The organism is Rubripirellula tenax (assembly GCF_007860125.1).
GTDB lineage: Bacteria > Planctomycetota > Planctomycetia > Pirellulales > Pirellulaceae > Rubripirellula > Rubripirellula tenax.
In genome coordinates this window covers 672019-687803 of the sequence record NZ_SJPW01000001.1, presented here as the reverse complement: position 1 = coordinate 687803, position 15785 = coordinate 672019, and the positions used below count along the sequence as shown (strand labels likewise).

The window sequence follows — 15785 nt, the reverse complement described above, 5'->3', positions numbered from 1 at the left end:
TGATGAAAAAAATTCGCTTCATGTGCACTGCGTTTCGGGACGGTTTTCAGTCGGTCTACGGCGCTCGGGTGTTTACCAAAGACTTCTTGCCGGCGGTGGAAGCGGCGCGGGACGCGGGCATCGATTGGCTCGAAGCTGGCGGCGGAGCGCGGTTTCAGTCTCTGTACTTCTATTGCAACGAAGACGCGTTCGACATGATGGACGCCTTTCGCGCCACGGCCGGACCGGATGCGAATTTGCAGACGCTCGCCCGCGGTGTGAACGTCGTCGGGCTCGATTCGCAATCCAGCGACATCGTCAAACTGCATGCCGATCTTTTCAAGAAACACGGCATGACGACGATCCGCAACTTCGACGCGCTCAATGACGTCAACAACTTGATCTACAGCGGCCAATGCATCGTCGACGCGGGGCTGAAGCATCAAGTTTGCGTGACGTTGATGGAATTGCCGCCGGGATGCACCGGTGCCCACGATGCGGCGTTCTATGCCAAGACGTTGCAAGACATCTTGGATGCCGACATTCCGTTCGACGCGGTCTGTTTCAAAGATGCATCCGGAACGGCGGTACCGTCGAAGGTCTATGAAACGATTCGCGCGGCGCGGAAAATGTTGCCCGCCGATACTTTCATTCACTTTCACACTCATGAAACCGCGGGCGTGTCGGTGCTGGCCAACAAAGCCGCCATCGACGGGGGCGCCGATGCGATCGATTTGTCGATGGCGCCGTGCAGCGGTGGAACGTGCCAGCCGGACATCTTGGTGATGTGGCACGCGCTGCGAGGGACCGAGTACGAATTGGACATTGACGTCGAAAAAGTCCGCCAGGCCGAAGAAGTGTTCAAGGATTGCATGAAGGACTATTTCTTGCCGCCCGAAGCCACCGCCGTCGAACCGCTGATCCCGTGGAGTCCGATGCCGGGCGGCGCGTTGACGGCGAACACGCAAATGCTTCGCGACAACGGCATCATGGATAGGTATCCGGAAATCATCTTGGCGATGAGCGACGTGGTCCGCAAAGGCGGTTACGGCACCTCGGTCACGCCCGTGTCGCAGTTCTATTTCCAGCAAGCGTTCAACAACGTGATGTTCGGGCCATGGAAAAAGATCGCCGAACCGTACGGCAAGATGGTGCTGGGATATTTTGGAAAAACGCCCGTCCCGCCCGATGCCGACGTGATCGAGCTTGCCAAAACGCAACTGAAAATCGAACCGACCACGCGGCCGGTTTTGGAACTGAACGACGCCGACCCGAACAAGGGCATCGCAGCGACGAAAAAGATTTTGGAAGCCGAAGGATTGCCGACCACCGATGAAAACATTTTCATCGCGGCAGCATGCAAAGAGAAAGGGATCAAGTTCCTCAAGGGCGAAGCGGAAGTCGGTGTCCGGAAGATCGATCGTGACGCGGCAACGGAAAAATCTGCGGCTCCGCGAACGGGACCGGCCGAATACACCGTCACCGTGAACGGACGCGAAGTCTTCATGGCATTCGAAGGCAACACGGCAACCGTCGATGGCAAAGTCTACCGCGTCGACATGCGGCCTCGTTCGTCCGGAAAATCCGCGTCGACGGCGCCCGCCGCGGCAGCCACCACCGACGTGACGGCTCAAATGCCCGGCGCCGTTTTCAAACTGGTTGCCGAAGCCGGTGACAACGTTCGCGAAGGCGACACGATCTTGATCCTGGAAGCGATGAAAATGGAAATTGAAATCGCATCACCGACCGCAGGCAAGATCGCGGAAATATGCGTAAGCGTCGGCCAGCAAATCGCCGGCGGGCAAGTGTTGGCAAAGCTGGAAGCAGTCACTTAGCGTCGCGTGAAAACAACGGACGGATTTGATACGTGGGATGGGCTTCCAGCCTGTCGTTTCTCGCTAGACAGGCTGGAAGCCTATCCCACGTATTGATCGCTCGCCTCGGAGTCCCCCCGCGTAGGCATTCCCGGATATCATGGGAGCGATAGAGATGCGATCGAAATGATGGTGGGCATAGAGACTTTCGAGTTTTTCCAGCAGCAGGCTGGACGGGTCGGCCTTTGCAGTCTTCCTTTTCGGAGAAACTCGCGATGACCAATCAGCTTGACGGGCAAACGCGATCTCGTTCCCGTTTGTTCAAGATGTTGCTTTTTGCCGTTCCGGTCTTGGCAATCATCGGCGGCTGGTCTTGGTGGTTGCAGGCAAAATACCCATCGGCCGGACCGATTGAATATCAGCCCGCTGGTCCGCCGCCGGAGTACGCCAAGTACATGCCGGGACTGCAACCGCCCAGCGAGGCGTTCGCTTCGGCCGAGATGATGCGCATTTTGGATCGGTTGTCGGCCGACTGTGTCGATATCCTCGCAGACGTTGACCGGACGGAAGCCAGAGTGCGTGCCGCCGATCCGCATCTCGATCAAGCACTCGCCGATCCTTACACCACTCCCTTCATCGGGCCGAATGCTTTCACGTACTCGGACCTGCTGCGAGGTTGCAAGCCAATGACCGATGCGATGATCGGCGAACTAGCCGCGGATCGGTCAAGTTCGAATCGAGTTCCCCCGCATGTGACCGAGGCTCTTGATCGCATCCTTTTCGCAACCGTTTCGCGAAGCGAGTACGATTCCGAAGACTTTGTCGTCCTGCAAGAAGCGAGAGATTCGGGCGTCAATGATCCTCTCGTTTTGGCATGTCTGCTTCGCAACTTGCCCGAAAATGATGACTCATTCCATGAAGTGGCAAGGGCGTTGTTCGCACACCGCAAAGATCGCACGATGTCGATCCCCACGACCGCTTTCGTCTACCACTCATTTCGACTTACCAGAGGTTCGGTCGAACCAATCGAGTACGCCGAGGCTGTCTCCGAGTACAGCCCTTTCGCGGTTAGGTTGTGGGAGTGGATCGAGACAACGAAGCCGGAATACCCGATCGTTTCGTTCCAATTCACCGAGACCTACAATCTTTTATCAGCGACCAATTCGCCCGCGGCAGTCGACTTGCTGATCGAATTGGACCGATGCCAAAATCCGGCGGTAGCGCCCGAATTGCGCCATCTGCTGGTGTCGTTAATACTGACGAACATTGCCGCCACCTATCGCGGTACCAAATACATCAACGAAACCGATCCCGAAAGGTTAGATCAGTTCGGTGACTTCGCGAAACGATCGGCGGACCATTTGTTGAAAGCTTGGTCGATCGAACCGCGTCACACCATCCTGCCAGCGAAGTTGGGGGCACTTCAATACTGGTCTGGCACAACGCCACGTTCCGACGACGAATGGTTCCGCCATAGCCTAGCCACGGCTGTGGACAACAAGCTCGCGTGGGAGACCAGTCGTTCGGCGATGAAGACCAAGTGGGGCGGATCGCCCGAAAAGCAACTCTGGTTCGCCGAGATGTGTGTGGGCGGCGAAAAGATGATCGGCAGCGTTTTCTTCAAGTATAGCGACGCGTTGTACACTCGCATCCATGAAGCAGCCTGCACGGAACGACTAGGCCAGAACGCGCGCATTCGCAAAGTTGCAAAGACCGTCGTTGATCGGTTGCAAGCTTTTTCGATGGCCGACGCCCATCCCGAGGTTCGCGAATCAAGCCTGCCACCGATCGTCGCTACGCTTTGGCAGGCCGGCGATTTTGACGATTTGAATTGGCTTTTGTCGGTTTACGGTGATCGGATCAGTAGCAACGCCATGCATTTTTTCAATGCGCATACCGAGGAAATCAAACAGTTTTCAATCCAAGTGGTCCAGTCGGAACGCGAAGACTCCTGGTTGGATATCCACGACGCGTTGCACGCAACATACGAACCGCTTGACGATGCCCGACTGGGTCGTTTGGACATGGCGATCGAGGAAGCCCGCCAGGAAGTGACCGAAAACTCAGAGCTTTCCAAGAGTCTTGCGAGGTACCAACGACGATCCAGCCGATTGCGAACGCTAAACGATGGCGAGGAAATTGTCCTGACGGAACAGGACCTGCGTGATTGTTTCGAAATCGGTTACTACGCCGAGTTCAATTACGGAACGACCCTTCCGTCGGCCAATGCTGATGCAAGCGAACCGTCGAACGAGGTCGCCGACGACTCGTCCCCAAGCGACTCGATCCCAAGCGATGTGTCGGCCGAAGCGGTGGAAACGATCGCGTCTGGATTCGTCGAGTTTCAAGTTTCTGCGACGGTACGCCAGGCGGTCCTTCTGATTCCGTTGGCATTGGATCCGCCGCTGCGATTGAGTGCGGTTATCGAGTTGATACCGGTAGAAAAAGGCTTGGTGGGCGATCCCTACGGCGTGTCACTGCTAGTGGGTGCGACAAGCGGCGCCGCTTATGCGACCGACAAACGAGGTCCGATACTGACCGTTCAGCCTGGGTTTCGACGCTTCATGCAGGACGAGTTGCCGGAAGTCACCTGGGAGGAGGGGAAAGGCAACTTCCGACTGCTCACAAGAGCCAAGCCTTCCATTCGATCCGAACTGCGAATCGATGCGTTCCCCGACGGTTATCGAACGTTTATTGACGGAAAACAATTCACCGAAGTCAGTGTGCCACTGCAAACGGATCATCTGGTGCAAATCGGGCGTTACAGTAACGCACGCAGATCCCCCGTGAGTCAAGAAATCGTGAAGTACCGGATGTCCGATGTTCGGCTCAAAAAACTGGACGAAACCAGCGTTGACATTCAACCGAATTGAAGCGTCCAGGTACCCAGTGACGGAAGGCTATCGTTACTTCAAGTCGCGATCCAGGATGCTGGGGCCATACAGCTTTGTCATCCGTTCGGCATCGTTGATCGTCGTCGTTGTCACGGAAGGCTGAGTCCCGAATTGCTGAATCGCAGAGGGCTGAATCGTGGGCGGTGAATACACTTGGCGGGTCGGTGCCGACGAACGTCCCATATTGCCCCGGTATCGGTTCATGGGACTGCGGGCATTGGCGACGGACATCGTGGCGATCGCGATGGAAGCGACAACGAAAATGCGAGTAGAGGCGGCAAATTTCATCCAGGCAACTCAGTAAACGTGACGTGGAGGTATGCGGGTTACAAACTGGTGTGGCCCGGAACTCTTGCACGCGTTCTTCGCCCAGGCAAAAAGACCTCGTCGAGGCTGCGTCGGCTAACCGGCTGTCCTGATTTCGCTTACGATTGAGGGCGAATGACAAACTCTCTCCACTCCGCGCGGCCCCGATGTCGAACGATCCATTTGCACGGTTTGAATCTTCTCGCAGCGGATTGCTCATCCCTGTTGCATTGTTCTTGATCGGCGCCGCTGGCACGACCGTCGCCATTGGGACGCTCCATCGAGTGGAATCAGCAGCGGAACCGGCAAAAGAAAAAGTGATCGAAGTCGACCCGTCCGAATCAGTATTGCCGGTTGAGCCTTCATCGACGGCCGAATAAAAAAAACTCAATTCCCCTCACGCATCTGCGGAGCCGTTCGAACTGTGACCGATCCCAACCAAGCCGCCATCGCAGCACTTCGGAGCGCCGTTGCGGTCTCGCCCGAGAACATCGAACTGTCAAACCAATTGACTCGGCTGCTGGTCGATTTGATGCGGTACGAAGAAGCTGAAACGAACGTCCGCGAATCGCTTTCGCGGCACCCCGGCGATGTCGTGTTGCAATTGTCGCTGGCCGACATCTATTTTCGTCAGCGAAAAGACTCGCACGCGATGGCGATCGTCGAAACGTTGGCATCCGGCAAGAACGCCGATCCGCGGGCGATGGTCATGCACGCCCGGCTGCTGCAACGAAGCGGCGATATTCGCGGTGCCGTGTCGACCTATCGCGATGCCGTTGATCGAAATGAAGACGTAGCGGATGCCGAACTGGAGAGTCTGCTGGGCATCAGCGACTTCCGCGAACAGGACGAAGAATCCGAACCGCAAGGCGCCGCGTGGCAGGAAGGCGACTACGACGACGATGATCCCGAATTTGAAATGTTTCGTCCGACCGAAGGGTTCGAATCGGTCGGCGGCATGGAATCGGTCAAAGAAGATATCCGCGTCAAAATCATTTACCCGATCGAACACGCCGAAATGTTCGCTGCATACGGCAAGAAAGTCGGCGGCGGTATCCTGCTTTATGGGCCTCCCGGATGCGGCAAGACGCACCTTGCGCGAGCTACCGCGGGCGAAGTCAAAGCCGGTTTTTTGTCGATCGGTATCAGTGACGTGTTAGACATGTGGATCGGCAACAGCGAAAAGAACTTGCACGCGATCTTCGAACAGGCACGCCGCAGCAAGCCGTGCGTGTTGTTCTTTGACGAAGTTGATGCGTTGGGAGCCAGTCGCAGTGACATGAAACGCAGCGGTGGCCGGCAACTGATCAACCAGTTCTTGTCGGAACTCGATGGCATCGAAGCGAACAACGACGGGCTGTTGTGCTTGGCAGCCACCAACACTCCGTGGCACCTGGATTCGGCATTTCGGCGCCCCGGGCGGTTTGACCGGATCGTGTTTGTCCCGCCGCCCGATGCCGCCGCGCGTGCGGAAATTTTGCAGTTGCAGTTAACCGGCAAGCCGACCGATGACGTCGATGTGTCAAAGATCGCGGCGAAGACCGACGAGTACTCGGGCGCCGACATCAAAGCGGTCGTCGACCGGGCGATCGAAGCGAAGCTGCACGAAGCGGTCAAAACGGGCATGCCCAAACCGATCACGACGAAGGACTTGTTAGCGTCGGCCAAAGAAGTCCGCCCGTCGACTCGCGAGTGGTTCTCGACGGCTCGTAACCACGCGTTGTATGCCAACGAAGGCGGTTTGTACGACGACATTCTTGACTATTTGAAGATCAAACGATGAGCGATCGATATCAGCGGGCACAGATGCTGGCCGGTACCGGACGCATGGATCTTGCCGAGAACGATTTGCGTCGGATGCTGGCCGAAGAACCACGCGATGCTCACGCGCATGCGCTGTTGGCGCTGGTGATTTTGGCGGACGATTCGCGCTGGGACGAAGCCACCGAGGAAGCGAAGATGTCGGTCGGCATCGAACCGGATTCGCCGTTCACGCACTTTGCGATGGCCCAATGCTTGCTGACTCGCAATCGATACCCGGAAGCCGAAACGGCGATCTTCGAATCGTTGCGGCTGGACCCCTACGACGCAGATTATCACGCCGTCCTTTCACGGACTCGGTTGGGGCAAAGCAACTATCAAGCGGCCTTGGATGCGGCGGAACAGGGTTTATCGGTCGACGCCGAACACATCGATTGCGGGAACTTGCGGGCGATCACGCTAGAGCGACTCGGACGGGGCGATGAAGCGATCGCGGCGTCGCGCGCGAATCTCGCACGAGACCCCGACAACGCGCTCTCGCACGCGGCACTCGGCTGGACGCTGGTCAACAACGGCCAACACAAAGAGGCTCAGGTCGCGTTTCGCGAAGCTCTGCGATTAGACCCGCACGACGAGATGGCCCGCCAGGGATTGATGACGGCGATGAACAATCGCAGCTTCGTGTTTCGCCAAATTCACCGATTTTATGTCGCGATGGGGCGACTGAATTCGAGGGCGGCATTCGGACTGATTTTTGGCGCTTGGTTGCTGATGCAGGTTCTCGGTTCGCTTGCCAATCGGATCCCCACGCTGGGGCCGCTGATTCTGCCGATCCTGTTTTTCTATGTCGTTTTCGTCGTGCTGACCTGGATCGCCAATCCGCTGTTCAACACCGTGCTTCGGTTTCACCCGTTCGGGCAACACCTGTTGAACCGTACCGAACGGTGGGCTTCCAATCTGATCGCTCCGTGCTTGGGGCTAGCCGTTTTCGGTTTTGCGATCGGATGGTGGACGGACGGTTTGTTGCTGGCGATCCTGATTGCGGCGTACTGGATGGGCGGAGCCGTGTTGGTCGCGGCGGCTTTTGCGATGCCGACGAACCAACGTCGATGGTTGGTCGGTGCCGCCGGCATGTTGGTCGCGTGCGTGCCGATTTACGGACTGATCAGTGCGTCGATGAGTGCGTCGTTTGAGCCGTTCTTGTCATCGTTCCAAGCCTATGGCTACAGCTTGTTAGGCATTCAGATTGGAAGCCAGTTGATAGCCGCCCAACCCGTACGAAGGTAACACGATCTTGAGACGCGATCCGCAAAAGAGCGCCGTTGCTGTAGACAAGGTTGTGATCCCGACGAAGATATTGGGATACCGCTGCGAGCGTACTTTGATCACTCCCCCGAGCACACGCCTTGTCCAAAGTCCCGATCCATCGACCCACCCACAAAGCGACAACGATTGCGAAGCTTCGCATCGGTTCGCGGATCGGAAAGTATCGCTTAGACCGACGGATGGGCTCGGGCGGTTTCGCAACAGTCTACGCGGCAACCGATACGTTGCTGGGGATCAAGGTGGCGCTGAAGATCCCATCGGCCGAGCTGGTATCGCCGAGCATGTTGGAAGAATTTCGGCGCGAAGCACGGCTGACGATGAAGTTGGATCATCCCAACATCTTGCCGATCCGCGACGCCTCGTTCATCGATGGCCAATTTGTGATCGTGTCGCCGCTCGCCGAAAGGACGCTGGACGATCGTTTGTCCAAAAGAATGGCTTTTGAGACGGCGTTCAACATGATCGAACAGGTCATCAGTGGCGTCGCACACGCTCACCAGCGTGGTGTGATCCACTGTGACATCAAGCCCGAGAACATTCTGTTGTTCGACGACAACGTCCTTAGGCTGGCGGACTTTGGGATCGCCAAAGCAGCCCAAAAAACGATCAGCGCCAGCGGCACCGGTACTGTCGGTTACATGGCACCCGAACAGGCGATGGGGAAACCGTCGGCACGATCCGACGTTTTTTCGATCGGATTGATCGCGTACCGGATGTTTTCAAGCAAATGGCCTGAATATCCGTTCACCTGGCCGATGGCGGGGTCCGCAAACCTTCGAAAGCGCGCGCATCCGGACTTAATCGTTGTGATCCGCAAAACCCTCGAAATCCTCCCTCGTCACAGGTATCGCGACGCGAACGCGTTGCTAGCAGACTGGGAAAAAGTGCGTTTGAAGGCAATTCGATTTGCCAGAAGGTGATGGGCTGAGGGCTACAATGAAATAGCTCTAGCACGCGACAACGGGATTCGGCCACAATGCTGGCGACATTTTGCGTGTCGATTGCCCGACCGGCGGCTCGGGCCCCCCTCCGGGCTATTGGACCATCACTCAACTTAAAACCATGCTGACAACAACCACTCAATCGATTCGTCGTGTCTTTGTCGAGTCCGATATGGACCGGGTAGACGTTATCGACGTTGTACATGGTCATGTCGCCGTCTTCTGTCGGCGTTGTCCTGGCAAGATCGAACCGAATGACGACTCGGCGGCCATGATCCAAACTTCGTCGGGTGGCATCGTCATGGTGGTCGCCGACGGCGTTGGCGGTTGCCCGCTCGGATACAAGGCTTCGGCCATCGCGGTTGAGTCGATTATGGAAGGTGTCCAGCAGGCGGCACCCTTTGCGGATCTTCGTCCGGCGATTTTGGACGGCATCGAACGGGCCAATCACGAAATTTTGGATTTGGGAATCGGCGCGGCGACGACGTTGGCGGTGGTCGAGATCCAAGACCGGATGGCGCGTGCCTACCAAGTCGGCGATTCGATGACCTTGATGATTGGGCAACGCGGTTCGTTAAAATGGAAGTCGACGCCTCATTCGCCGGTCGGATATGCGATCGAGTCGGGGATGCTGGACGAACAGGCGGCCATGCACCACGACGAGCGCCACCTGGTGTCCAACTTGGTCGGTTCACGAAGCATGCACATCGAAATCGGACCCGCGATCCTGTTGTCGGCGCGAGATTCCGTCGTCGTCGGCAGCGACGGTTTGTTCGACAACTTGCACCTGGGCGAAGTGGTCGAATTGGCAAAGAGCGGCAAGCCAGAAAAACGCATGGCGGCACTGACGGATCTGGCGACCCGCCGAATGAACGAACAAAAAGACGGCCAACCGGGAAAACCCGACGACTTGGCCATCCTAATCTTCTCGCCGTAGTTCGCGATGCGGTTCCCAGTCGCAGAGCGACGATAGCAACCCAGTCGCAGAGCGACGGCATGCGTATCCCGCCATAACGCCTGTCGTCGCTTCGCGACTTCGATGCGTTTCGTCGTTTGTTTTCCTGAGACTGGCGTCCAAGGCTATCGCCTGTCGTCGCTTCGCGACTGGGTGCGGGCATCGACCGCTAGCTTTTTGATGGCGGCGGGTAACGTTTCGCATTCGACATCGAAGACACGTGCGGCCAACGAGTCTGGCGTGTCGTCGGGTTTTACGGGGCACGATTTCTGCAAGATGATCGGGCCGTTGTCGTACAGGTTATCGACGAAGTGGACCGTGCAACCGCTGATTTGGACGCCACGTGCGATCGCCGCAGCGTGCACCCGATCACCATACATTCCAGGACCACCAAACGCGGGCAGCAACGACGGGTGGATGTTGATGACACGGTTTGCAAAGTCCGCCGGAACCAAAACATGCTTCAAGAAGCCCGCCATCACCACCCACGTCGCGCCGGCGCCGCGACACGGGTCGAACATCGCTTGGCAGTACGCTTCGTCGCTCGGAAATTGACTCTTCAAAATCACTTGCGTCGGGATGCCCGCCGCGCGAGCAACCTCGACACCACGGACTTTGGCACTGCTGCTAATCACCAATCGAAGGTCGATCGGCAAGCCGTGTTGGTCACGGTGGACGATCAAGTTTTCCAGTGTTCGACCGCCGCCGCTTAAGAAAACGGCGACTGGCATATGATCGGGTTCGTGACTCACGCGGTCACCTTGCACACATAGACGTTCCCCGATTCGGTTTCGACCGGCGTTACTGCGTCGATCGCACCGATCGCCAAAGCATCGGCAAGCGTTTCGCTGCGGATCATTTCGCCGTGTTCGGCGATGGCGGCGGTCACTTCATCTTCATCGGTGACCACGCCGACGCGGATGCGATCGGTGTATTCGCACGCGATTACCTTGCGTTGGCTTTGAATCGTCCGAATCAAGTCCTTTGCCACACCCTCACGGCGCAGTTCATCGGTGACTTCGGTGTTCAGCACCACAACGCATTGAGTCCCCTGAGCCGCTGCCCAACCTTCGCGAGCTTGCAAACGAACTTCGATGTCGTCGCTATCCAATTTCACGTCCCCACCCGGAAGCGACAGTGTCACGAAACCTTGCGACGACAGTTGTTGCAAGAATTCGTTGCCATCGGCTTTCGCGAGTGCGGCTTTGACCGCAGGAATTTGCTTGCCAACTTTGGGGCCCAACCGCTTAAAGTTCGGCACGACGGTGTATTGGACATACTGGTCGCCCTCGGTCGTGTACTCGACCGATTTGACGTTCAGTTCCTCACGCACAAGTTCGTCGTGATTCTGTAGCCAAGCGATCCGAGCATCATTTGTCAGCACCACCTCGACCCGCGACAGTGGCAACCGCACTTTCAATTTTGCTTCCGCACGTGCCGCCCGACCCATCGAGGCGATCTCGCGAAGCAGCGTCATCGATGCCGACAAATTCGCATCGATACGCGAGGCGTCGGCGACGGGATAGTCGCACAAATGAACGCTTTTCTTGACGCGATCACCGAACGGCGCGGTCAGGTTCTGCCACAGGGTTTCCGACAAGAATGGAACGAACGGCGCGACCAGCTTTGCCAATTCCAACAGCGTCTCGTACAAAGTCCAGTATGCGTCGGCCTTGTCTTGCGAGTCCGTTTCTTTGGCCCAGAACCGATCGCGACTGCGTCGGACATACCAATTGCTCAGCCCGTCGACCAAAGCCGTGATCGCTTTACATGCGTTGTAGTTGTCGAGCGCGTCCATCTTGTCGGTGACCGTTGCGATCGTTTGGTTCAGTTCCGACAAGATCCAGCGGTCGATCTCACTTCGTTTGGAAGCATCGCGATACGTTGGCGCCGACGCCAGCGAAGCGGGCGACAGTTGGTCATCCGCACCGACGGCTGTCGTGGGATCGAATCCGTCAATCTCGGCATAGATGGTCAGGAAGCTGAACGTGTTCCAAGTCCGCAGCAAGAACTCGGGGATCGAATCCTTGATCGCTTGTTCCTTGTATTGGATCGCAGTCCAAGGCGTTTGTTTGCTGAAGAAGAACCAACGCAGCGCGTCGGCACCGTACTTGTCAAAAATCTCGGCAGGTTCGCGGAAGTTCTTGTCCTTCTTTGACATTTTTTTCCCGTCTTCGCCAAGCATCAATCCAAGCACGATGCAGTTGCGGAAGGGGATCGGATAGTCGGTATCGAAACCAGCAAGCGTCGGCGTAGTCGTGCGCGTCTCGGCGTCCAGAGCCTTCGAATCGCTGATCGCCGCGCCTTCGCCGAACAACATCGTGCTGATTGCCAACTGGCTGTAGAACCAACCTCGGGTCTGGTCGAGCGCTTCGCTGATGAAGTCGGCCGGAAACTGGTCGCGGAACTTCTCGTCATTTTTGTGTGGCCAACCCCACTGGGCGAACGGCATCGCGCCGCTGTCGTACCAACAATCGATGACTTCGGTGACGCGTTTCATCCGCGCGCCTTTCTCGAACGGCGAATCGTAAGTGACCGCGTCGATGTACGGTTTGTGGACACGCAAATCGTCGACCAATTCTGGGTTGGCTGCTTTGGCGGCGTCCCAGACTTCTGTTCCCGTGACGCCGGGCTTGGCCAACAATTGGTCGTAGCTATCGATGGCTTCGGCTTGTCCGGTCGCTTGGCAAACCCAGATCGGCAGCGGCGTGCCCCAGTACCGTTCACGCGACAGCGCCCAATCGACATTCGATTCCAAGAAGTTTCCAAAGCGTCCGTCGCGGATATGCTCGGGCTGCCACCCAATCTTGGAATTGTTCTTCAGCATCAGATCGCGAAACTTCGTTGTCTGGATAAACCAGCTTCGACGCGGATACTGGATCAACGGATCTTCGCTGGCCCGCCAACAGAATGGATATTCGTGCAGATACTGTTCCTGCATCAGCAATAGCGATGATTCTTTCAGCAAGCGGATGATCGGCTTGTCCGCGTCTTTGACCCACGTGCCCTTCATCGGTAAAAATTCATCGGTGAATTTCCCGTCCGGACCGACTGCACACAACAACTCCGGTGCATCGGATTGTACGAATCGACTTCGCTCGGACACCAACACTTCATGGTCGACCTCGCCGAACGCCGGAGCCTGGTGAACGATACCGGACCCCGATTCCGTGGTCACAAAATCCGCTGCAACCACGCGCCAATACTTGTGTTCAGTATCACCACCAACGGCAAGTTTACCTGTCGGATCACCAGTCGCGGTCACGTAGTCATCGAAGGGCGGTTGATAGCGCCGCCCGATCAGCGACGCGCCGGACAACGACTCGACGACTTCCAACTCGCGTTTCAGTTTACCGGCAACCGTTTCGACCAACTTCGTTGCCAACACCAACTCTTCGCCCGTTTCGGAATCGCGGACGACGCTATAGTCGACATCGGTTGGGTGAACCGCTGCGTACATATTGCTGGGCAAGGTCCATGGCGTCGTCGTCCACACGACCAGCGATCGGTTGGTCGGTTTGCCCGCGTCGTCGTACAAACGAAACAGCACATAGACACTCGGGTCCGCGACTTCACGGTAGCCCTGGCCGACTTCGCCGGCCGACAGCGCCGTCCCACCTTGGGCCCACCACCATACGATTTTGTGTCCTTGGTAAAGCAGTCCTCGGTCGAACAGATTCTTCAGACTCCACCACACCGACTCGACATAACTCTGGTGATAGGTAACGTAGGCGTCTTCCAGGTCGACCCAGAACCCGAGTCGGCGGGTCAGCGTTTGCCACTGTTGCATGTAACGCCAAACGCTTTGTTGGCATTTTTGGATGAACGGTTCTTCACCGTAGGCCTCGATGTCTTCCTTGCTGTGGATGCCCATTTCCTTGCCGACTTCGACTTCGACCGGCAAACCGTGGGTGTCCCAGCCCGCTTTACGCTCGCAACGGAATCCCTTCATCGTTTTGTAGCGGGGGAAGACGTCCTTGATGCTGCGGGTCAAACAGTGCCCGGGGTGCGGCATGCCGTTGGCGGTCGGGGGACCTTCATAGAAGACGAACGACGGACAGCTCGCGCGAGCGGCCAGCGACTGGGCGTAAATATCGTGCTCGTCCCAGAACTTCAGGACATCTTGCTCGAGCGCGGGAAAGTTCGGGCTGCCGGCGGGGGCACGAAGAGGGGTGGCCATGAGGAGGTGAATTACGTTGATTGAGTAGGGTAAATTTGTGAATATTGCGTTAGGAACGGCTGGCGTCCTGTGTCAGAATCCAGGCTGAGCGACCATGATTGTACGGTCAAACGTCGAACGCGCCCGCCCCGGTCGACTCGCTTCCCCATCCCGGTTCGATTGCGTGCTTGCACCGTCTTCTCCAACACCGCCTTACGACGATTTGACCGATTCGGCGCCCGTCTCGTCGAGTTTTCTGGTGGCGGTTCCGGCCGTTGTCGGCGCCGCAGTCGGATGGGCATCGGGGTCGGTCGGGTGGACGTTGTTCGCCGCCGTCACCGCCATGGCTTTGGGCGACCGGTGGTCCAAGAACCGCGCGGCCAACCAATCGATTCGCATTCGAAACGCCGTCGCGGCCGCTCGTGAAAATGCGGACGATTGGCAACGACGCTGGACGAAGCTGCACCAGGAAGCGGAACAGACGGCATCGGCGCTGCAGATGATGCGTGACGGCGTGATCCTGCTGTCTCACTGCGGCAATATCCTTCTCATCAATCCGTCGGCACGTCGCTTGTTGGCCGTTTCCAGACACGAGTCGCTCGACGGACGTGTATTGACCGAAATCGTTCGCATCCCCGATCTGGCTCGCAGCATTCAGTCGGCATCCGCCGGCGAGGGGACACAGAAATTCATGGTCGAGATCGGTGATGAAGAGACGCTGCGGCCGATCAAGGTTCGCGTCGACCCCATCGACGGGGGCCCCGCGATGCAGTTCCTGGTTTCGCTGCGCGACGAAACCGAAACCAACCGAGTCGACGAAATGCGCCGCGAATTCGTGGCCAACATCTCTCACGAATTGAAAACGCCGCTGGCCGCGATCAAGGGTTATGCCGAAACGGTCGAATTGGCAATCGAAGACGACCCGTCGGCCGCCAAACACTTCATGAGCCAGATCCACATCCAGTGCTTGCGTTTGGAACGCTTGATCGCCGACATGATGAAGTTGGCGCGAGCCCAAGCGGGTCGTTCGCAATTGTCGATTTCAGTCATCCATTTGGCCGACGTGATTGACGAGTCCTTGCGTTCGAATCGACCGGTCGCCGAAGCCAACGGGATCCGGCTGCACTTTGACCCGTCGCAGTCCGCAAGTGTGATGAGTGATCGCGAAGCAACATTGACGATCGTAAACAACCTGATCGGCAACGCGATCCGGTACACATCGTCCGGCGGAAACGTAAACGTCAGTATCGGTGACGCCGGCCGATTCATCGCCTTGGTCGTCAAAGACGATGGCGTGGGCATTCCGCCGGGCGAACAAAAAAGAATCTTCGAGCGTTTCTATCGCGTCGAAACATCGCGAATCGCGCGCGACGATGGGACCAGCGCCTTGCCCGAAGGCACCGGCATTGGCCTATCGATTGTCAAAAACTTGGTACACGCGCTGCGGGGCGAAGTCAGGGTCAGCAGCCGACCCGGCGAAGGCGCTCAGTTCGAGGTCCTTTTGCCGAAGTGTGTTGAGGAAAAGTCGCCAACGCACGGGTCGTCGCGTGCCAAGAATTAACGAAAACTTCACCAAATAACGGGGCTTTGGTGGGATGCACAGATGGGCCGCATCGTTCACGATGACGACCGAGCGTCGGTGACAGATCT

Annotated in this window: 11 protein-coding genes; 8 read left to right on the top strand and 3 right to left on the bottom strand. The window is 57.3% G+C overall.

Annotated features, from left to right (window positions below; translation table 11 throughout):
- The first annotated feature begins 2 nt into the window (after positions 1-2).
- Both Poly51_RS02480 and Poly51_RS02475 read left to right on the top strand, forming a co-directional pair.
- A complete protein-coding gene (locus tag Poly51_RS02480) occupies positions 3-1814 on the top strand; it encodes a biotin attachment protein (RefSeq protein WP_186775292.1) in 1812 nt (603 codons plus the stop codon).
- Positions 1815-2068: 254 nt separating this feature from the next.
- Complete coding sequence (locus Poly51_RS02475; RefSeq protein WP_146453887.1) at positions 2069-4666, top strand: hypothetical protein; 2598 nt, start codon at positions 2069-2071, stop codon at positions 4664-4666.
- 33 nt (positions 4667-4699) lie between these two features.
- On the opposite strand, the gene Poly51_RS02470 is transcribed toward Poly51_RS02475, so the two are convergent.
- A complete protein-coding gene (locus tag Poly51_RS02470) occupies positions 4700-4975 on the bottom strand; it encodes a hypothetical protein (RefSeq protein WP_146453884.1) in 276 nt (91 codons plus the stop codon).
- A 185-nt stretch (positions 4976-5160) separates the two neighbouring features.
- Here Poly51_RS02470 and Poly51_RS02465 point away from each other — a divergent pair, with 185 nt between their 5' ends.
- From Poly51_RS02465 to Poly51_RS02445, 5 genes are all read left to right on the top strand, one after another.
- Positions 5161-5373, top strand: a complete 213-nt coding sequence (locus Poly51_RS02465) for a hypothetical protein (protein ID WP_146453882.1) — start codon at positions 5161-5163, stop codon at positions 5371-5373.
- 44 nt (positions 5374-5417) lie between these two features.
- Positions 5418-6776 (top strand): ATP-binding protein, encoded by a 1359-nt coding sequence (locus Poly51_RS02460; protein WP_146453880.1) that lies wholly within the window; start codon positions 5418-5420, stop codon positions 6774-6776.
- Positions 6773-8041 carry a tetratricopeptide repeat protein gene (locus tag Poly51_RS02455; RefSeq protein ID WP_146453878.1) on the top strand — a complete coding sequence of 423 codons (1269 nt, stop codon included), beginning with the start codon at positions 6773-6775 and terminating at the stop codon, positions 8039-8041. Before Poly51_RS02460 ends, Poly51_RS02455 begins: the two co-directional genes overlap by 4 nt.
- 119 nt (positions 8042-8160) lie before the next feature.
- Complete coding sequence (locus Poly51_RS02450) at positions 8161-9000, top strand: serine/threonine-protein kinase (protein ID WP_146453874.1); 840 nt, start codon at positions 8161-8163, stop codon at positions 8998-9000.
- 142 nt (positions 9001-9142) lie between these two features.
- Entirely contained in the window at positions 9143-9958 is an 816-nt protein-coding gene (locus tag Poly51_RS02445; RefSeq protein ID WP_146453872.1) for a PP2C family protein-serine/threonine phosphatase, read from the top strand.
- A gap of 143 nt (positions 9959-10101) precedes the next feature.
- Here the strand turns inward: Poly51_RS02445 and purN are convergent, their stop codons facing one another.
- Positions 10102-10707, bottom strand: coding sequence for a phosphoribosylglycinamide formyltransferase (gene purN, locus Poly51_RS02440; RefSeq protein WP_146455112.1), 606 nt, complete (start codon positions 10705-10707; stop codon positions 10102-10104).
- A 17-nt stretch (positions 10708-10724) separates the two neighbouring features.
- Positions 10725-14156 carry an isoleucine--tRNA ligase gene (ileS, locus tag Poly51_RS02435; RefSeq protein WP_146453870.1) on the bottom strand — a complete coding sequence of 1144 codons (3432 nt, stop codon included), beginning with the start codon at positions 14154-14156 and terminating at the stop codon, positions 10725-10727.
- A 94-nt stretch (positions 14157-14250) separates the two neighbouring features.
- Between ileS and Poly51_RS02430 the strand changes: the two genes are divergently transcribed.
- On the top strand, positions 14251-15696 hold the full coding sequence (locus Poly51_RS02430) for a sensor histidine kinase (protein WP_146453868.1): 1446 nt from the start codon (positions 14251-14253) through the stop codon (positions 15694-15696).
- Positions 15697-15785: the final 89 nt, after the last annotated feature.

Excerpts from the sequence above, each read along its gene's own strand:
- Poly51_RS02465 (WP_146453882.1), top strand. The coding sequence starts at position 5,161 with ATGTCGAACGATCCATTTGCACGGTTTGAATCTTCTCGCAGCGGATTG.
- ileS (WP_146453870.1), bottom strand. The coding sequence starts at position 14,156 with ATGGCCACCCCTCTTCGTGCCCCCGCCGGCAGCCCGAACTTTCCCGCG.
- Poly51_RS02480 (WP_186775292.1), top strand. The coding sequence starts at position 3 with ATGAAAAAAATTCGCTTCATGTGCACTGCGTTTCGGGACGGTTTTCAG.
- Poly51_RS02470 (WP_146453884.1), bottom strand. The coding sequence starts at position 4,975 with ATGAAATTTGCCGCCTCTACTCGCATTTTCGTTGTCGCTTCCATCGCG.
- Poly51_RS02455 (WP_146453878.1), top strand. The coding sequence starts at position 6,773 with ATGAGCGATCGATATCAGCGGGCACAGATGCTGGCCGGTACCGGACGC.
- Poly51_RS02430 (WP_146453868.1), top strand. The coding sequence starts at position 14,251 with ATGATTGTACGGTCAAACGTCGAACGCGCCCGCCCCGGTCGACTCGCT.
- Poly51_RS02475 (WP_146453887.1), top strand. The coding sequence starts at position 2,069 with ATGACCAATCAGCTTGACGGGCAAACGCGATCTCGTTCCCGTTTGTTC.
- purN (WP_146455112.1), bottom strand. The coding sequence starts at position 10,707 with ATGCCAGTCGCCGTTTTCTTAAGCGGCGGCGGTCGAACACTGGAAAAC.
- Poly51_RS02445 (WP_146453872.1), top strand. The coding sequence starts at position 9,143 with ATGCTGACAACAACCACTCAATCGATTCGTCGTGTCTTTGTCGAGTCC.